Below are 17,972 nucleotides of genomic sequence, written 5' to 3' on the forward strand. Positions count from 1 at the left end.
GAGGAGGGCAACCACTGGGACGCCCTCCACTGCGACTGCGGCGGCTGCTGAGCCGCCGGGAGAGGCGGTGACCGACCGCATGGGCGTGAGCCGACGCGCACTGCTGCTGGCCGCCGCCCTCGTCCCGGCCCTGGCACCCGGCGCCCGGGCCGACGGCGATCCCTACGACACCCTGCGCCGCCGCTGGCTCACCCTCGCCCTCGGCGCGGGCTACGACCCGGGCACCGCGCCGTACGCCTCCCGCCTCGCCCAACTCGGCGCCCGTGCCCGCGACTTCGCCGCCACCATGGCCCCGGCCACCGGCTCCCTCTGGCCAGGCCACCCCTTCGACCCGCCGTCCGGCATCACCTTCAGCTACGGCCGGCTGTGGACCATGGCCCAGGCCTGCGTCCAGCCCGGCACCGGCGCCACCGGCGACCCCGTGCTCCTCGCCGCCGTCCTGCGCGGCCTCGACCACCTGTCCGCGACCGTCTACAACCCCTCGACCACCCGCTACGGCAACTGGTGGGAATGGCAGATCGGCAGCCCGCGCCTGCTCATGGACATCACCGCCGCCCTGTACGAGCGGCTCGGCGCGGCCCGTGTCACCGCCGCCTGCGCGGCCGTCGACCACTTCGTCCCGGACGCCCTGCTCACCGACTACTCCGGCACCTCCACCGGCGCCAACCGCGTCGACCTGTGCCGCAGTGTCGCCCTGCGCGGCGTCCTCGGCCGGGACGCCGGCCGGATCTCCCTGGCCCGGGACGCGCTCTCGCCGGTCTTCCCGTACGTCACCCGGGGCGACGGGCTCTACGCCGACGGCTCCTTCGTCCAGCACACCTGGGTCGCCTACTCGGGGACGTACGGCCAGGTGCTGCTCGACGGCCTCGGACGGCTCTTCGCGCTGCTGGCCGGTTCGCCGTGGGAGATCACCGACCCCGCCCGGCACGGCCTCCTCGACGCCGTGGAGCACGCCTGGGCGCCCCTGATCCATGACGGACTGGTGATGGACTGCGTCAACGGCCGTGCCATCAGCCGGGGTTGCCTGCGCGACGACGACCGGCACCTCATGCGCAGCGACCACTTCCACGGGCAGGCGCTCGTCGCCGCCATCGCGCTGCTCGCGGCCGGCGCGGGTCAGGAGCGGCGGGAGCGGTGGCACGGCCTGGTGAAGGGCTGGATCGAACGGGACACCGTCACACCGGTCCTGACGGGCGGTCAGTTCGACGTCGCCGACCTGGCACGCCTGCACGCCGTCGCCGACGCGCCCGTCCCGCCGGCCGCCGAACCCCTCGGCCACCGGCTCTTCGCGGCCATGGACCGCGCCGTCCACCGCGGGCCCCGGTTCACCGCCGCCCTCGCCATGGCGAGCGACCGCATCGCCCACTACGAGTGCGGCAACGGCGAGAACCCGCGCGGCTGGCACACCGGTTCCGGAATGCTGTACTGGTGGCCGGCGGGCCGCGGCGACCAGTACACGGACTGGTTCTGGCCGACCGTCGACTGGTACCGGCTGCCCGGCACCACCGTCTCCACCAAGCGGCTCGCCGACCGGGCCGGCGGCGAGTGGGGTGCGCCCAGACCGGACGTGCGCTGGGTGGGAGGGACCACGGACGGCCGGTACGCGGCGGTCGGCCAGCATCTGAAGGGTCTCGACTCCACCCTGCGGGCCCGCAAGTCCTGGTTCTTCCTGGACGACGCCGTCGTCTGCCTCGGCGCCGGGATCGGCTGCGCCGACGGCGTCCCGGTCCAGACGGTCGTGGACAACCGCAACCTGGGCGAGAACGGCGACCAGAGCTTCGCATGCGGCCGGAACTGGGCCCATCTGGCGGAGCACGGGGGCTGGATCCTGCCGTGCGGGGGTGAACTGCGCACCCTGCGCGAGGACCGCGCCGGCGCCTGGTCCGACATCAACAGCGCCGGCACCGACGAACGGCGCACCCGGCGCTGGCAGACCCTGTGGCTCGACCACGGCACCGACCCGGACGATGCCGCCTACGTCTACGTGCTGCTGCCTGGCGCCTCGCGTGCCGAGACCGCCGCCCGGGCCGCCGACCGCGACTGGCTGTCCGTCCTCGGCAACGACCCCGTCCGCCAGGCCGTCGCCGTACCCCGCATCGGGCTGGTGGCGGCCAACTTCTGGCGGGCCGGTACGGTGGGAGGGCTGACCGTCTCGGCGGGCGCGAGCGTCCTGATCGTGCGCCGAGGCCGTACGGCCACCCTCCGGATGAGCGAGCCACCCCGTACGGGAGTGCCGCTGGAGATCGTCTGGGACCGGCCGGTGCGGGCGGTGATCCGGGCAGGCGACGGTGTGGAGGTCCTGTCCACGGAACCCCGTCTGAGGCTCCGTGTCACTCCAGGGATGGCATCCGCCACGCACGAATGTGAGCTGGCTCTCAGGTAACGCCTTTGTGGCCTCCCTACAACGCCGACGCCCTGTGAGCAGTCGGAAAGGCTGCACGCGGCCAAGGTTCTGTTCACTCGCACCAGGAAAACGGGCCGGAGACTGTACGGAGTCGACGGCTCGCTTTCCTTGGCATCCTTCGTAAGGTCGCTACATGACCGTTTTGGAAGAGACGACGGGTGAGCCGACCGGCGAGCCGACGGACGCACGCGGACGGGTCGCCGAGCTGCACGAGATTCGTGCCCAGGCCGTGGCGGGTCCCAGCGAGAAGGCGACCGAGGCGCAGCACGCCAAGGGGAAGCTGACCGCGCGGGAGCGGATCGAGCTGCTCCTGGACCCGGGGTCCTTCCAGGAGGTCGAGCAGCTGCGCCGGCACCGGGCGTCCGGCTTCGGCCTGGAGGCGAAGAAGCCGTACACCGACGGTGTCATCACCGGCTGGGGCACGGTCGAGGGCCGCACGGTCTTCGTCTACGCCCATGACTTCCGGATCTTCGGCGGCGCGCTGGGCGAGGCCCACGCCACCAAGATCCACAAGATCATGGACATGGCCATCGCGGCCGGCGCCCCCCTGGTCTCCCTGAACGACGGCGCGGGCGCCCGCATCCAGGAGGGCGTCTCGGCGCTCGCCGGGTACGGCGGCATCTTCCAGCGCAACACGAGGGCCTCGGGTGTCATCCCGCAGATCTCCGTGATGCTGGGCCCGTGCGCGGGCGGCGCGGCCTACAGCCCGGCCCTCACGGACTTCGTCTTCATGGTCCGTGACACCTCCCAGATGTTCATCACCGGCCCGGACGTGGTCAAGGCGGTGACCGGCGAGGAGATCACCCAGAACGGCCTCGGCGGAGCCGACGTCCACGCGGAGACCTCCGGCGTCTGCCACTTCGCGTACGACGACGAGGAGACCTGCATCGCCGAGGTGCGGTACCTGTTGTCGCTCCTGCCGCAGAACAACCGGGAGAACCCCCCGCGGGCGGAGGCGTCCGACCCCGTCGAGCGGCGCAGCGACGTCCTCCTCGACCTGGTCCCGGCCGACGGCAACCGGCCGTACGACATGGCCAAGGTCATCGAGGAGATCGTCGACGACGGCGAGTACCTGGAGGTCCACGAGCGCTGGGCGCGGAACATCATCTGCGCGCTGGCCCGCCTCGACGGCCAGGTGGTCGGCATCATCGCCAACCAGCCCCAGGTCCTCGCGGGCGTCCTGGACATCGAGGCGAGTGAAAAAGCTGCGCGCTTTGTCCAGATGTGTGACGCTTTCAATATCCCGATCGTCACCTTCCTGGACGTGCCGGGGTTCCTCCCCGGTGTCGACCAGGAGCACGGCGGAATCATCCGTCACGGCGCGAAGCTGCTGTACGCCTACTGCAACGCGACCGTGCCGAGGATCTCGCTGATCCTGCGCAAGGCGTACGGAGGTGCCTACATCGTCATGGACTCCCAGTCGATCGGCGCCGACCTCACCTACGCCTGGCCGACGAACGAGATCGCCGTCATGGGCGCCGAGGGCGCGGCCAACGTCATCTTCCGCCGCCAGATCGCCGGAGCGGAGGACCCCGAGGCCATGCGGGCGCGCATGGTCAAGGAGTACAAGTCCGAGCTGATGCACCCGTACTACGCGGCCGAGCGTGGCCTGGTGGACGACGTCATCGACCCGGCCGAGACCCGCGAGGTCCTGGTGAAGTCCCTGGCGATGCTGCAGTCCAAGCACGCCGACCTGCCCTCCCGCAAGCACGGCAACCCCCCGCAGTAACCGAGCGGACCCGCCGCGGCAACCCCGCGGACCTCTCTCTCACGGAGACTGACACCCATGAGCACTCCCGACATCCGCGTCGAGAAGGGCCACGCCGAGCCCGAGGAGGTCGCCGCCATCACGGCGGTCCTCCTGGCCCGCGCGGCGGCCAAGCCGGACTCTTCCGCCCAGACCCACCGCGGCCGCGCCAAGGCCGGCTGGCGCCGCCTGGAGCGCGAGCCGGGATTCCGGGCGCCGCACAGCTGGCACTGAGCGTTCCGCTTGCCTGACCGCAGCCCCGCTGCTCCCTTCGGGAGGCGGGGCTGCGGTGTGTTCAGCTGACGGTGACGGTGATGCCGGGGAGATCCAGTTCGGTGACGGGCCCTTCGGGGGTCTCGCATTTCTCCAGCACCACCCTCCTCAGCTGCTTCAGCTCACACAGGCCGTCAAGTCCGTCGGACAGCAGACAACGGCTCAGGGTGAGCTCGACGAGCCCCGGGCAGCCCGACATCAGCCGCCGCGGCAGGTCCTTGGCCTCGAAGTTGTAGAGCGTCAGCGCACGCAGGAGGGTCAGCGCGGAGACGGGCGCGAGGTCGGGCAGGAGACCGCGTGCCCCTCCGACGAGGTACAGATACGGGACGTTTCTGTGCGGTGCCAGGAACCCCAGCCTGGTTTCCGCTGTGACGCCCGAGAGGGCCAGCTGGAAGAGACGCGGCAGGAGCGGGAGGCCGTCGATGCCGTCCGGGCCGGCGAGTGGCAACTGCAGGAGGCTCAGTGCGGGCAGCTGCGCCAGAGCTTCCGGATGCCGGAGTGCGGTGGCACCGAGCAGCTGGAAGGTCTCCAGCCTCGGATGCCCCTTCAGCAAAGACAGGTCGGCCGTGCCGTGCACGGCACAGATCAGTTGCTGAAGCGGGGGCAGTCCGCTGAGGACGGACAGATCCCGAAGCCTGAACCTGATCCTCAGCGACGTGAACGACCTCATCCGTATCGCTGCCCGCAGCTGCCCCGAGTGCGTCAGCACCACCGTGTGCTGGTCCAGCGGAAGTCCGGCCATCACCCGATCGGCGTAAGCGTCCGCGTCGAAGTACGCCCAGGAGTCGATGAGCGCGGCGACCACGTCCCGGCGCTGGTCTTCTGCGTACCCCTCCAGCAGCCTCAGTGCCTGCTCGCCGCCGATCAACGCCGCGGTCCGCACCGTCTGCACCGCCGCGTTCGACGTCAGCCCGTCCATGGAGCGGGGCAGTCTCCGCAACAGACCCGGCCCCACCGCCGCCAGCGCGGGCGGGTCCGTGCTCCGGCGCGGCGGCAGCAGCGCGGACACCGCGTCCTCCAGCCGCCCGGCCAGACCGTCGCAGACCTCCGGCACCGTCTCCTGGCACGCCGCCGCCAGCAACCGCAGCTTCCGGCCGTACCGGGGTTCGGACTCCGCCCGGTCCAGGATGCCGCCCAGCAGCTCCTCGCGCTGCGGCCGGTTCGCATGGCCCGCCGCCATGATCACGGTCTCGCGCCACAGGTCCAGATGGGCCCGCTCGACCAGGTTGCCGATGCGGTCCTCCTCCGCGGCCTCCTCGGCGGCCAGGTACTCCTGGAAGGTCCGGTGGACGAAGTCCAGGCGGCCCTCGGCGGGGGAGCGGAGGATCCCCGAGCGGTCCCGGAGCTGTTCCAGGACTGTGGAGCCGTCCTGTTCCTCCAGGTGCCGCATCGCCGCCAGCTTCTTGCCGACGTGCACCGCCGCCTGCTCCACCGCGATCTCGCTGCGGTTGTTGTCGGACAGCCGCCACGCCAGGTCCCGGAGCAGCACCAGCTTGTCGTTCAGGCTCAGCCGGCTGTCCACCGCGCTCGGTACGCTCCGGTCCGCGTCCCGTTCGTGGACCAGGGTGTGCAGGGCGTTGCGGTACAGCTCCATCCGGTCCCGGGGGAGCCGGCTGCCCCGGTTGAGGTGCATCGCGCACAGCATCGCCGCCAGCAACGGCGTGCCCGCCAGCGACTGCAGGTGCGGACGGTCCTTCAGGCTGGCCAGCAACGACTGCTCGTAGTGCGGCAGTTCCTCGACCGCGCAGGGCAGCTCCTCGCCCAGCTCCCGTACCGCCTGGTGCCACTGCCGTACGAAGGCCGCCAGGTCGGGCGGTGTCATGCGGTCCAGGTGCAGAGCCGTGAACTCCTCGCGGCGCAGCCAGTCGGCACGTGCCGCAGCGGGGCGCGAGGTGACGACCACCCGTACGGTCCCGTACGCCGTCAGCAGCTTGCGCAGCCACTCGCGTACCCCCCGCCGCTCACCTTCCAGCAGCTCGTCAACACCGTCGATCAGCAACAGGGCGTTGCCGTCGGTGAGTTGGCGTTCCACCCACGCCTTAGGCATGACCCCGGTGATCTGCCCGGCCACCGAGTCCAGCATCGCCTCGGGCCTCGGCAGCTCTCGCCCGCTGTGCTCGCGCAGCTTCACGAACACCGGTGTCAGGCCGTTCCATCCGGCCAGTTCGCCGGTGAAGGCGCCCCGCGCCGCCGTGATCGCCAGCCAGCGCAACAGCGTCGTCTTCCCCGAGCCCGCCTCGCCCCGCAGCAGCACCCGGGTGGCGCCGCCCAGCGCCGCCTCCACCCGCATACCGGCGCTCTCGCCGGGCTCCTCCCAGTCGCCCATGTCGGGCCGGAGAGCGGGCACCGCACGAGCGTGGCGTCGGCGGCTCCCATCGTCACCGGTGGCACGCAGGCTCACGTACGCCACCGACACGGGCACCTGCGCCCCCGCCCGGTCGGAGGTGCGCCGAAACAGCTCCACCTCGTCCAGGCCGGTGCTGACCAACTCCAGATAGAGGCGACGGAACTCCCCGTCCCGATCGGTCCCCTCGGGCGCGAACAGGGAGCGGTCAGGCAGCCGTTCCAGCACCCGGGCGATCTCCGCGCCCAGGGACGTCGTACGCGCCAGCAGCTCGCTCAGCGCCCGCTCCTCGAACACCGGAAGCCCCTGCACGATTCGGACGTAGTACTCCACGCACTCCGCGAACAGCACCTCGTACAGCCGGAACTCCGCCTCACCGAGGCCCACCGGTGGCCGTACCGCCCCCCGGATCCGCCGCACGACCTCGGCTGGCTGGGCGTCCGCCGCCAGGATCGCCCCGTCCGACAGGTCCGCCGCCGCGAACGTGTCGCACACGCCGGCGATCACGGCTTCCCGGCCGCTCTCCTCCAGCCCGCCGAACTCCCGCTCCAGGAACGGCGCCAACCGGTCGAACACCGCGTCCGCGATCTCCCCGAACTGGCGCTCCACGCTCCGCTGGAACCGCAGCCCCGGCACCCGCAGCCGGATCAGCCCGGCCATGTCCGTCCGGCGTTCCTGCTCCCGCCGTTTCCCCCCGAGCCATGTCTGGGCCGCCGCCTTCGCCACGGTCGTCCCCAGCCGTAACGCCGCCGTCTCGGCACCGCTCATCGCCTGCCCCCTCCACGAAATCGCGACGCGACGACGGGCATTGTCACCCGGTGCGGCGCTGCTCGTCCCGCTTTTGCAGCCACCAGCCCAGCGGGATCTCCAGGGTCGCCAGACACACCGCGGGCCACAGCGACGAGGTGTGAAGGCCCGGCGTCCAGGCCATGACCAGGACGGCCGTCAGGAACATGGACAGCCAGCCCAGGGCGTACCGGTTGCGCAAGCCCAGCAGCCGCAGGGGATACAGCACCGCCGAGGCCAGCGCGGCACACGGCAGGCTCAGCAGCACCGCCCAGAACACCGCGCCCAGGCCGTCGATCTCGATCGTCCCCGGAAAGGCGGCCACCGTCGCCAGCACCACCAGCAGCAGGAACAGGACCACCGGCACGGCGCCGAACAGCGCCAGCAGGGCGCCCACCAGAAACTTGCTCACCATCATCCCCGTAACACGACAAAGGCCTCTGTCGCTCACGAAGAGCGACAGAGGCCGGAGTCGGTTGCCCCGAGCGGCGGCGTCAGCGCAGGCGGGCCATCAGGGCGTGCTCGACCAGCGTGATCAGCGCGCTCTTGGCGTCGGCGCGGTGCCGGGCGTCGGTGGTGATGATGGGGGTGTCGGGCCCGATCTGCAGGGCCTCGCGCACCTCGTCGGGCTGGTACGGCTGGTTGCCGTCGAAGCCGTTGAGGGCGATGACGAACGGCAGGCCGCTGTTCTCGAAGTAGTCGACCGCGGGGAAGCAGTCGGCGAGGCGCCGGGTGTCCACGAGCACGATCGCGCCGATCGCGCCGCGCACCAGGTCGTCCCACATGAACCAGAACCGGTCCTGGCCGGGGGTGCCGAACAGGTACAGGATCAGGTCCTGGTCCAGGGTGATACGGCCGAAGTCCATGGCCACCGTCGTGGTGGTCTTGTCTCCGGTGTGGGTGAGATCGTCGATGCCGGCCGAAGCGGACGTCATGACGGCCTCTGTGCGCAGCGGGTTGATCTCCGAGACGGCGCCGACGAACGTGGTCTTGCCCACGCCGAAGCCGCCCGCCACCACGATCTTCGCGGAGGTGGTGGCCCGGCCCGCGTCAGAGCTTGCGAAGTCCACTGAGCACCCTTTCGAGCAGCGTCACATCCGGTGCGCCGCCGTTGTTCTCGTCGCCACCCGGCTGGTGGATGGCGACCAGGCCGGCCTCGGCGAGGTCGGCGACCAGGATCCGGGCCACTCCGAGCGGCATGGCCAGCAGCGCGGAGACCTCCGCGACCGACTTGACCTCACGGCACAGATGGCAGATGCGCTGGTGCTCCGGAAGCAGACCCATGAGCGCTGCCGGGTCGGCCGTGGTGCTGATCAGCGCCTCGATCGCGAGCTGGTAGCGCGGCCGGGTCCGGCCGCCGGTCATCGCGTACGGACGTACCAGCGGCTGGTCGCCCTCGTCCCCGTACGGCTCCGCGTACGGATCATGATGGGCGGTGGGCGGGGTCATGAGTCCTCCGGGCGGGACAGCAAGTCGGTCAGTCAAGCCGTCTGACGGGGCCGGTGGGGGGATTGTGGCGGCCGGACGGTGGTTTGGTGAGGTGGGTGGTGCCGGGGCGGTCAGTGGAGCAGACTGCCTTGGAGTTCGGCGCGCAGGTCCGGGGTGAGTACCGCCCCTGCGCGGTCGACGAGCAGTGCCATCTCGTAGCCGACGAGACCGATGTCGCACTCGGGGTGGGCCAGGACCGCGAGGGACGAGCCGTCCGAGACGGACATCAGGAAGAGGAACCCGCGCTCCATCTCGACGACCGTCTGTGCCACGGTGCCGCCCTCGAAGATCCGGGAGGCCCCGGCCGTCAACGAGGTCAGCCCGGACGCGACGGCCGCCAGCTGGTCGGCGCGGTCCCGCGGGAAGCCTTCGGACATCGCCAGCAGAAGGCCGTCGGCGGAGACCACCACCGTGTGCGACACCCCGGGGGTGTTGTCCACGAAGTTGGTGATCAACCAGTTCAGGTTCTGTGCCGCCTGGCTCATCGGACTCAACTAACGCTCCTGCTGGTGAGTGGGGCTCGGGAAGCTGCCGGTCTGGCCGCTGCCGGCCTGACGGCCCTGAGCGATACCCCGACGGAGATTGGTCAGCCGTCCGCGTACGTCGTCAGGCGCACGCGAGACCTGCGGACCGGCTTGGTTCTGTTGCTGCTGGGCCGTACCCGGGACGAGGTTGGCCCGGGGCACCCGGCGCGGCAGGCCGGAGGTGGTGACCCCGCCCGACGCGGGCTGCCGGACGCGCTCGGCCTGCCGGACGAGGTCGTCGTTCGGCGAGGTGCGCCAGGCACCGTTGCCGGCGCCGTTGCCGCCCGCGGGACGCTGCGGAGCCGGGGCGGGTGCCTGCGGCTGCTGCTGCGGCGCGGGAGCGCCCTCCGCCTGCGGCCCGCCGTGGAACCAGTTGGTCTCCAGCGTGTCGTACAGCGGGGTACGGCCGTCACCCGGGCCGGTGGCCGGCGGCAGGGCCTCCGGCTCACGGTGCGCCGGACGCTGCTGCGGGGCCTGCGGGCGCTGGGCACCGAAGTCGTTGCGGGCGGCCGGCTGCGGGCGCTCGAACTGACCGGTCTGCGCCGGGTCCTGGCGACCGGGCAGGGCGTGCCGGCCGGTGGTGCCGCCGTCGTAACCCTGCGGAGCGGCGAACTCGCCCGTGTTCTGACCCGTGTTCTGTCCGGTGCCGCCCTGCTGCGCCGCCGGCGTGCCGAAGATGTCGGGGCGGACGTACGGACCGGAGTCCTGCCGGCCACCGGCAGGGTCGAACCGGCCGGGCAGCTCGGGGGTTTCGGGCCGGGCGAACTGGCCGGTCTGCTGCGGGTTGTCGGGGCGGGCGAACTGGCCCGTCTGCTGCGGGTTCTCCGGGCGGGCGAACTGGCCCGTGTGGTGCTGGGGGCCGCCGCCCAGGCCGTTGAGGTCCGCACGCGGGTACTCGCCCGTGGCGGCCGTGTTCTGTGCGTCGGTCCGGGGCACCGCCGGTATCTCGGCGGTCGCGCCCGGCCCCTGCCGGTCGTCGACACGCGGCATGCGCGCGGTGTGCGCCGGGTTCTGCTCGTCGTGGCCGCGCGGGGCGTCCAGCGAGGCCCGCTGCAGCGGGGCCTGGGTGCCACCCCAGTCCGGGGTGCGCTGCTGCTGGTCACCGCCGGGCAGCTCGGCCCGGCCGCCGCGCGGCGGCAGCTGGGGCTGACGGCCCTGGTCGGCACCGTTACCGGGCCGCCGCGGGCCACGGCCGCCGAAGGCGTCCTGCTGCGGGCCGCCGGGGTTCGCGGCCTGCGGGCCCTGTGCGGTGCCGGGAGCCTGACCGCCGAAGCCGCCTGCACCGGCACCCGCGCCCACCGGCCGGCCCTGCTGCGGGCCGCCGGGGCCGCCCGCGGTACCGGGACCGCCCTGGGGTCCGCGCGCACCGCCCGGCGCACCGGGACGGCCGCCCTGGCCGGTGCCGGGCAGCGCGGCCCGGGGACCCTGGCCGGCGCCGACCTGGCCGCGCGGAGCGGGACCGGCACCGAGCAGACCACCGCCGGCCGGAGCACCGCCCTGGCCGTTGCCGGCGTTCGCGCGGCGCGCCGCGGCCGCACCTGCGGCGGCCTGCGCGGCGGCGGGACCACCGGTGACGCCGGGCGCGCCCGGCTTGCCCGGAGTGGGCTTCTTGCCGCCCTGGGCGACGTCCACGGGCAGCATGACCAGCGCGGTCGTACCACCGGAGTCGGACGGGCGCAGCTGGATGCGGATGCCGTGACGCTGCGACAGACGACCGACCACGAACAGACCCATGCGGCGGGAGACCGAGACGTCCACGGTGGGCGGCGAGGCGAGCCGCTCGTTGATCGCGGCGAGGTCCTCGGGAGACAGGCCGATACCGGTGTCGTGGATCTCGATCAGGACGCGGCCGTCGGGCAGCGCGTGACCGGTGACCTTGACCTTGGTCTGCGGCGAGGAGAACGAGGTGGCGTTCTCAAGGAGCTCGGCGAGCAGGTGCACGAGGTCGTTGACGACCCGGCCGGCGACCTCGGTCGTCGGCACGGCGGCCAGCTCGATGCGCTCGTACTGCTCCACCTCGGACGCGGCGGCGCGGAGCACGTCGACCAGCGGGACCGGGCGGGTCCAGCGGCGGCCGGGCTCCTCACCCGCGAGGACGAGGAGGTTCTCACCGTTACGGCGCATACGGGTGGCGAGGTGGTCGAGCTTGAACAGCGAGGACAGCTGGTCGGGGTCGGCCTCGCGGGACTCCAGTTCGGAGATGAGCGACAGCTGGCGCTGGATGAGGCCCTGGGAGCGGCGCGAGAGGTTGGTGAACATCGCGTTGACGTTGCCCCGCAGCAGGGCCTGCTCGGCGGCGAGGCGGACCGCCTCGCGGTGCACGTCGTCGAAGGCCGTGGCCACCTGGCCGATCTCGTCCCGGGAGTGCACACCGACCGACTCCACGGAGGTGTCCACGTCCTGCGGGTCGGACTCCGACAGCTGCTTGACCAGCTCGGGCAGGCGTTCCTGGGCGACCTTGGTCGCGGTCTCCTGCAGCCGGCGCAGCGAGCGGATCATCGAGCGGGCCACGACGAACGCGCCGACCAGCGACACGCCGAGCACGAGCAGGATCAGCGCACCGGAGATGATGGCGTCACGCTGGGTGGCGCTCTTCAGCTCGCGGGCCTTCTGCTCCATCTCCTCGAGCAGCGTGTGCTCGATCTTCTTCATCTGCTCGATCTTGGTCGAGCTGTCGTCCACCCAGTCCTTGTAGGAGCGGGCGTCCAGGCTCTGGATGCCGCCGGGGCGGTCGAAGACGCGCTTGGCGTAGGTGTCCGCGGACTCGATCGTCGGGTTGCCCTCGTCGATCGGCTTGAGGAGTTCCTCGGCGTTGTTGTTCGCGTAGATCTTCCGGAAGATCGCGATCTCCGAGTTCTCGCTCTGGTACGCCGACTGGCCGTACAGGCGGTCGTTCTCGGAGAGGTCGCCCTTCTTGTCCGTGGTCGCGGGCAGCGCGGCGGCGATCGTGGCGCGCTGCATCGAGGCGTACTCCTTGGCGGTGGAGAAGGCCGCCAGGGCGCGCGTGCGCGAGATCATCTCCGGGTTGCTGGACGCCTCGGCCATGTCCTGGGACAGACCGATCAGCTGGGTGATCAGCCGGTGGTAGGCCTCGACGGTCTGGGTCGAGTTGCCCTTCGACTCGTAGGCCGTCTTGCGGATCTTGGCCAGGCCGTCCAGCTGGTTGGCGATGCCGACGAGCGCGTCGCGGACGCCCTGGAGGTTTCCGTCCTTGCTGGCCGCGTCGATCTGCTCGGAGGCGTTGAGGAAGTTGTCGCGGGCCCGGTCGGTCTTCTCCTCGTAGCCCTTGACCGTGTAGTCGCTCTGCGTCAGGCCGTGGGCCAGGGGGCCGGCGGACTGGTCGCGCTCGTCCTGCAGCTGCTGGGCCAGCTCGGTGGCCTGCTTGGTCATGTCCGTCAGCAGCTTCATGTTGTCGAGCTGCTGGATGTCGTCCATGTTCTCGCTGATGCGCAGCGCGCCCAGCGAGGTCGCCGCGATGACCGGGAGCGCCAGCAGCGACACCAGGCGCGTGGAGATGCGCCAGTTGCGCAGGGCCATGCGCGAGCCGGGGCCGGTGGCGCCCTTCGCGGGCCTGGCGGCCTTCGCGGCCGGCGTGGGAGAGCCGGAGCCCGCGCCGCCCGGGGTGGCCGACGAGGCCGACACGCCGGGGCGTCCGCTGCGCTCACCGCCTTCCCCGGACGGGGCCTGGCCCGGGTTCTGGGCGTGCTGGGGCGAGGAGCTGCCCTTCATGGGGCCAGTCCCGTCGTGCGACTCCGGCTCCGCCGAAGCGCTGCCATCCCTCTTGAAACGTCCCTGCACTAGCGTCGCAACCTCTGGACCAGGCGCCCCTCCGCGTGAACGGCGGGACACGGTGTCGGCGTTGTGGTGAGCGCCCTGAAAACGCCCCCCGGTGGTCTTGAGTGACCGGCGTTGGCTCCCCCTGATCTCGCCGCCGTTCGGCGCTCCGTCGCGCCCCCTGTGCGCCGGCTCGATCCCCGCGGCGGTCCGTGGAATTCCAGCACAGTGCCGGATCTCCAACAAGGCCCGTGGTCCGAGCTGTGACCTCCGTGACGGCCTGTGAGTGCCGGGTTACCAGCCGTGGAACCCGATCCTGGCCAAAACGGGCGTTTCTCTGCGAGTTACCGCCGGGTGTGCGGTGTCCCAGTCGCCATGATCAGGAGCGGAATGGTGGCTTCAGGGGGTCAATGTCCGTTTCGCAGGGGCGTGTTGCGGGTCAGGTTTGACCGTTTTGTCCGCGACGTCGTGAGCAAACTCACACGTATCTGGTGAACAGTTGGCGCCTTCGGCGGGGAACTGGATGTTTAGCCTGACGCTTTACAAGAGCGACGCCTCTGTAGACCCCACAGGACTAGGACTCGTACCACCGTGAAGACGACGATGATGTTCGACAAGATCGCCAATCCGCGACGCACGACCCTGGCGCATCTCCAGGACGCCGGCGAACTGCAGACCCCCGAGCTGCCGGAGCACTCCGTCGAACTGCCCGCCCAGACCGCCAACCCGCGGCGCACGATCCTGGTGGACGTCCCCGTCGGCGCTGCGGCCACGGCCGGAGAGTAGCCGACCGGCTCCCGGCAGGTCTTTCCCGTCGAATTCCGCGGACCGTTTTATTCGTACGGCGCCTTTCCCGGGGCGCGGCCCGCTTTCCGGTGGCTCCCGGGGCGCCGAAATCGGGTCCGCCGATGCCATCGGCCTGATATCCGGGGGAGACCGCCACCGATATCCCACTGCCGTGGCCTGACGCCCGCACGGTGAGGGCCCGCTCCCGCCGCCGGCCCCCCGTGTCGCGCGGCCGGGGGACCGGCCTCCCGGACGCGCGGCACGCCCCGAGCGAGACCCGCCTCCGCGTGCGCCGAACACCCGCATCCCGGAATTCCGGCCCACCTCATTCCCGTACCGGAAAAGGCGGGGCCGCCACACCGCACCGGCCGAACGTCCGGCGGTCCGACCGGTTAACCTGGGGCGTCAGTACGCCGGTTCTCAGTAAGGGGCGCAAGGATCCCGTGCGCATCGCCAGGTTCTCCATCGACGGGAACGTAGCCTTCGGCGCGGTCGAGGGCGACAAGCAGGACGAACTCGTCCTCGACATCATCAAGGGCATTCCGTTCGCGGACCACGAGCTGTCCGGTACGAAGGTGCCGCTGAGCAAGGTCAGGCTGCTCCCGCCGGTCCTCCCCAACAAGGTCGTGGCGTTCGGGCGCAACTACGCCGAGCACGCGCGCGAGCTGGGCAACGAGGTGCCGGACGCCCCGTTCGCCTTCTTCAAGCCCTCCACCTCGGTGATCGGTCCCGGCGACGAGATCCAGTACCCGCCGTTCTCCGAGGAGCTGCACCACGAGGCCGAGCTGGCCGTCGTGATCGGCCGCATGTGCCGCGAGGTGCCGCGCGAGCGCGTCAAGGACGTGATCTTCGGCTACACCTGCGCCAACGACGTCACCGCCCGCGACGTGCAGAAGCGCGAGAAGCAGTGGGCCCGGGCCAAGGGCTTCGACACCTCCTGCCCGCTCGGCCCCTGGGTGGAGACGGACCTGGACCTGGAGCGCGCGAACGACCTGACCATCCAGCTCACGGTCAACGGCCAGCAGCGCCAGCTCGGCCGCACCAGCGAGATGATCCACCGCATCGAGGACCTGGTCGTCAACATCTCCGAGGCCATGACCCTGCTCCCCGGCGACGTCATCCTCACCGGCACCCCCGCGGGGGTCGGCCCCCTGCACGTCGGCGACGAGGTCGCCGTCACCATCGAAGGCATCGGCACTCTCACCAACAAGGTTGTCAAGCGTGGCTAGCGCACCCGGCTCACCCGTACGCGTTCGTTTCTGTCCCTCGCCCACCGGTAACCCGCACGTGGGCCTGGTCCGCACCGCCCTGTTCAACTGGGCGTTCGCCCGGCACCACCAGGGCACCCTGGTCTTCCGCATCGAGGACACCGACGCGGCCCGCGACTCCGAGGAGTCGTACGACCAGCTGCTCGACGCGATGCGCTGGCTCGGCTTCGACTGGGACGAGGGCCCCGAGGTCGGCGGCCCGCACGCGCCGTACCGCCAGTCGCAGCGGATGGACCTCTACGCCGACGTCGCCCAGAAGCTCCTGGACGGCGGGTACGCCTACCGCTGCTACTGCTCCCAGGAGGAGCTGGACACCCGCCGCGAGGCCGCCCGCGCCGCCGGCAAGCCCTCCGGCTACGACGGCCACTGCCGCGACCTGTCCGCCGAGCAGGTCGAGGAGTACAAGGCCCAGGGCCGCACCCCGATCGTCCGCTTCCGCATGCCGGACGAGACGATCACCTTCACCGACCTGGTCCGCGGCGAGCTGACCTTCACGCCGGAGAACGTGCCGGACTACGGCATCGTCCGCGCGAACGGCGCCCCGCTGTACACGCTGGTCAACCCGGTCGACGACGCCCTGATGGAGATCACCCACGTCCTGCGCGGCGAGGACCTGCTCTCCTCCACCCCGCGCCAGATCGCGCTCTACAAGGCGCTGACCGAGCTGGGCATCGCCCAGCAGACCCCGCAGTTCGGTCACCTCCCCTACGTCATGGGCGAGGGCAACAAGAAGCTGTCCAAGCGCGACCCGCAGGCGTCCCTCAATCTCTACCGCGAGCAGGGCTTCCTGCCCGAGGGCCTGCTGAACTACCTGTCCCTGCTGGGCTGGTCGCTCTCCGCGGACCAGGACATCTTCACGATCGAAGAGATGGTCGCGGCCTTCGACATCGCCGACGTGAACCCCAACCCGGCACGCTTCGACCTGAAGAAGTGCGAGGCGATCAACGGCGACCACATCCGCATGCTGGATGTGAAGGAGTTCACCGAGCGCTGCGCCCCCTGGCTGAAGGCCCCGTTCGCCCCCTGGGCACCGGAGGACTTCGACGCGGCCAAGTGGGAGGCCATCGCCCCGCACGCCCAGACCCGCCTCAAGGTCCTGTCGGAGATCACCGACAACGTCGACTTCCTGTTCCTGCCGGAGCCGGTCTTCGACGAGGCGTCGTGGACGAAGGCGATGAAGGAGGGCAGCGACGCCCTCCTGCGCACCGCCCGCGAGAAGCTGGAGCCGGCCGACTGGACGTCGCCCGAGTCCCTCAAGGAGGCCGTCCTGGCCGCCGGCGAGGCCCACGGCCTCAAGCTCGGCAAGGCCCAGGCCCCGGTCCGCGTCGCCGTCACCGGCCGCACCGTCGGCCTGCCGCTCTTCGAGTCCCTGGAAGTCCTGGGCAAGGAGAAGACGCTGGCCAGGATCGACGCGGCGCTGGCGAAGCTGAGCGCCTAGCCGGCCCATGCGTCAGGGGCGGCATCCGGAGTGTTCCGGGTGCCGCCCCTGTTGCGTTGGTCACTGCGCGTCGGCTTCGTCGATCAGATAGGCGCTCTCGTCGAAGATCTCCAGCACGACGACGACCATGATCGCGCCTGCCACCATGTACTCCAGCATGACGCCCGGCGCCACGTACGCCTTGCGCAGGTGCTCGTCAGGGCCCAGCTGTGCGGTCGAGGTCTTCCGGAACGGGTCACGGGCCAGTATCCGAACGGCCGTGTCCAACTGTGCCCGGCGCTCTGCGGGCAGGGCGTCGAACGTCGCACGGGCCTCGACGGTGAACTGGACGCGGTACTCGCTCATGCCGACCAGTCTGCCAGCCGTCCGGCGGTACCGTCGGTGTCATGACGATCAGAGCCGTGGTCTGGGACGTGGACGACACCCTGTTCGACTACACGAGCGCCGACCGTGAGGGCATGCGGGCGCATCTGGCGGTGGAGGGGCTGCTCGCCGGGTACGACACCCCCGAACAGGCCCTCGTGCGGTGGCGGGAGATCACCGACCGGCAGTGGGCGCGGTACGCGGCGGGGGAGTGTTCCTTCCAGGAGCAGCGGCGCGACCGCGTGCGGGTGTTCCTCGGCACGGAACTGGCCGACGCCGAGTGCGACGCCTGGTTCCAGCGGTACATCGGCCACTACGAGGCCGCCTGGACCCTCTTCCCGGACGTCCTGCCCGCCCTGGAGGCTCTCGCCGTCGACTACCGGCACGCGGTGCTGTCCAACTCCAGCATCACGGTCCAGGAGCACAAGCTGCGCACCCTCGGCCTCCTGGACCGCTTCGAGGCCGTGCTGTGCGCCGCCGAGCTGGGCGTCTCCAAGCCGGAGCCCGGCGCCTTCCTGGCGGCCTGCGAGGCGCTCGGTCTGCCTCCGCACCAGGTGGCGTACGTCGGCGACCACCCGGAGATCGACGGGCGGGGGGCCGCGGAGGCCGGGCTGCTGTCCGTGTGGATCGACCGCGGGACGCCGTACGCGCGGGCCGCCGGGGAGGTCGTCGCGCACCGGATCTCGACCCTCGCCGAACTCCCTGCGCTCGTCCGCGCGGATACCCGTTTTGGAGCCCCGTCCACCTTCGGGTAATGTTCTTCCTGCGCCGAGGGGA

The 17,972-nt window shown here is 71.3% G+C and carries 14 protein-coding genes; 7 read left to right on the top strand and 7 right to left on the bottom strand.

Annotated features, from left to right (window positions below; all coding sequences use genetic code 11):
* The first annotated feature begins 79 nt into the window (after window positions 1-79).
* From IO33_RS0120880 to IO33_RS0120890, 3 genes are all read left to right on the top strand, one after another.
* The gene (locus IO33_RS0120880; RefSeq protein ID WP_031167179.1) at window positions 80-2,383 is read left to right on the top strand and encodes a polysaccharide lyase 8 family protein; all 2,304 of its coding nucleotides are present in this window, start codon (window positions 80-82) and stop codon (window positions 2,381-2,383) included.
* Between the two features lie 154 nt (window positions 2,384-2,537).
* Complete coding sequence (locus IO33_RS0120885) at window positions 2,538-4,133, top strand: acyl-CoA carboxylase subunit beta (RefSeq protein WP_031167180.1); 1,596 nt, start codon at window positions 2,538-2,540, stop codon at window positions 4,131-4,133.
* Between the two features lie 57 nt (window positions 4,134-4,190).
* The gene (locus IO33_RS0120890; RefSeq protein ID WP_031167182.1) at window positions 4,191-4,385 is read left to right on the top strand and encodes an acyl-CoA carboxylase subunit epsilon; all 195 of its coding nucleotides are present in this window, start codon (window positions 4,191-4,193) and stop codon (window positions 4,383-4,385) included.
* A 61-nt stretch (window positions 4,386-4,446) separates the two neighbouring features.
* On the opposite strand, the gene IO33_RS0120895 is transcribed toward IO33_RS0120890, so the two are convergent.
* The 6 genes from IO33_RS0120895 to IO33_RS0120920 form a co-directional block, all read right to left on the bottom strand.
* Window positions 4,447-7,536, bottom strand: a complete 3,090-nt coding sequence (locus IO33_RS0120895) for an NACHT domain-containing protein (RefSeq protein ID WP_031167183.1) — start codon at window positions 7,534-7,536, stop codon at window positions 4,447-4,449.
* 43 nt (window positions 7,537-7,579) lie between these two features.
* The gene (locus tag IO33_RS45965) at window positions 7,580-7,966 is read right to left on the bottom strand and encodes a hypothetical protein (protein ID WP_157857880.1); all 387 of its coding nucleotides are present in this window, start codon (window positions 7,964-7,966) and stop codon (window positions 7,580-7,582) included.
* Between the two features lie 82 nt (window positions 7,967-8,048).
* A complete protein-coding gene (locus tag IO33_RS0120905) occupies window positions 8,049-8,624 on the bottom strand; it encodes a GTP-binding protein (protein ID WP_031167187.1) in 576 nt (191 codons plus the stop codon).
* Window positions 8,605-9,003: a DUF742 domain-containing protein gene (locus tag IO33_RS0120910; protein WP_009190816.1), complete on the bottom strand. Its 399-nt coding sequence runs from the start codon at window positions 9,001-9,003 to the stop codon at window positions 8,605-8,607. The genes IO33_RS0120905 and IO33_RS0120910 overlap by 20 nt, the downstream gene beginning before the upstream one ends.
* A 110-nt stretch (window positions 9,004-9,113) precedes the next feature.
* Window positions 9,114-9,527, bottom strand: a complete 414-nt coding sequence (locus IO33_RS0120915; protein WP_023546525.1) for a roadblock/LC7 domain-containing protein — start codon at window positions 9,525-9,527, stop codon at window positions 9,114-9,116.
* A gap of 9 nt (window positions 9,528-9,536) precedes the next feature.
* Window positions 9,537-13,364, bottom strand: a complete 3,828-nt coding sequence (locus IO33_RS0120920; RefSeq protein ID WP_031167193.1) for a sensor histidine kinase — start codon at window positions 13,362-13,364, stop codon at window positions 9,537-9,539.
* Between the two features lie 567 nt (window positions 13,365-13,931).
* Between IO33_RS0120920 and IO33_RS0120925 the strand changes: the two genes are divergently transcribed.
* From IO33_RS0120925 to gltX, 3 genes are all read left to right on the top strand, one after another.
* The gene (locus IO33_RS0120925; protein ID WP_031167195.1) at window positions 13,932-14,126 is read left to right on the top strand and encodes a hypothetical protein; all 195 of its coding nucleotides are present in this window, start codon (window positions 13,932-13,934) and stop codon (window positions 14,124-14,126) included.
* Between the two features lie 443 nt (window positions 14,127-14,569).
* Window positions 14,570-15,355 (top strand): fumarylacetoacetate hydrolase family protein, encoded by a 786-nt coding sequence (locus tag IO33_RS0120930; RefSeq protein WP_031167197.1) that lies wholly within the window; start codon window positions 14,570-14,572, stop codon window positions 15,353-15,355.
* Window positions 15,348-16,832, top strand: coding sequence for a glutamate--tRNA ligase (gene gltX / locus IO33_RS0120935; RefSeq protein WP_031167199.1), 1,485 nt, complete (start codon window positions 15,348-15,350; stop codon window positions 16,830-16,832). The genes IO33_RS0120930 and gltX overlap by 8 nt, the downstream gene beginning before the upstream one ends.
* Window positions 16,833-16,892: 60 nt before the next feature.
* Here gltX and IO33_RS0120940 read toward each other — a convergent pair whose 3' ends face one another.
* Window positions 16,893-17,177, bottom strand: a complete 285-nt coding sequence (locus tag IO33_RS0120940) for a hypothetical protein (protein ID WP_037685740.1) — start codon at window positions 17,175-17,177, stop codon at window positions 16,893-16,895.
* Window positions 17,178-17,218: 41 nt separating this feature from the next.
* Here IO33_RS0120940 and IO33_RS0120945 point away from each other — a divergent pair, with 41 nt between their 5' ends.
* The gene (locus tag IO33_RS0120945; protein WP_031167203.1) at window positions 17,219-17,950 is read left to right on the top strand and encodes an HAD family hydrolase; all 732 of its coding nucleotides are present in this window, start codon (window positions 17,219-17,221) and stop codon (window positions 17,948-17,950) included.
* Window positions 17,951-17,972 lie beyond the last annotated feature (22 nt).

Source organism: Streptomyces durhamensis, from assembly GCF_000725475.1.
Classification (GTDB): Bacteria; Actinomycetota; Actinomycetes; order Streptomycetales; family Streptomycetaceae; genus Streptomyces; species Streptomyces filipinensis.

Coding starts and splice junctions, on each gene's coding strand:
- IO33_RS0120880 (WP_031167179.1), top strand. CDS start 80: ATGGGCGTGAGCCGACGCGCACTGCTGCTGGCCGCCGCCCTCGTCCCG.
- IO33_RS0120885 (WP_031167180.1), top strand. CDS start 2,538: ATGACCGTTTTGGAAGAGACGACGGGTGAGCCGACCGGCGAGCCGACG.
- IO33_RS0120890 (WP_031167182.1), top strand. CDS start 4,191: ATGAGCACTCCCGACATCCGCGTCGAGAAGGGCCACGCCGAGCCCGAG.
- IO33_RS0120895 (WP_031167183.1), bottom strand. CDS start 7,536: ATGAGCGGTGCCGAGACGGCGGCGTTACGGCTGGGGACGACCGTGGCG.
- IO33_RS0120910 (WP_009190816.1), bottom strand. CDS start 9,003: ATGACCCCGCCCACCGCCCATCATGATCCGTACGCGGAGCCGTACGGG.
- IO33_RS0120915 (WP_023546525.1), bottom strand. CDS start 9,527: ATGAGCCAGGCGGCACAGAACCTGAACTGGTTGATCACCAACTTCGTG.
- IO33_RS0120940 (WP_037685740.1), bottom strand. CDS start 17,177: ATGAGCGAGTACCGCGTCCAGTTCACCGTCGAGGCCCGTGCGACGTTC.
- IO33_RS0120945 (WP_031167203.1), top strand. CDS start 17,219: ATGACGATCAGAGCCGTGGTCTGGGACGTGGACGACACCCTGTTCGAC.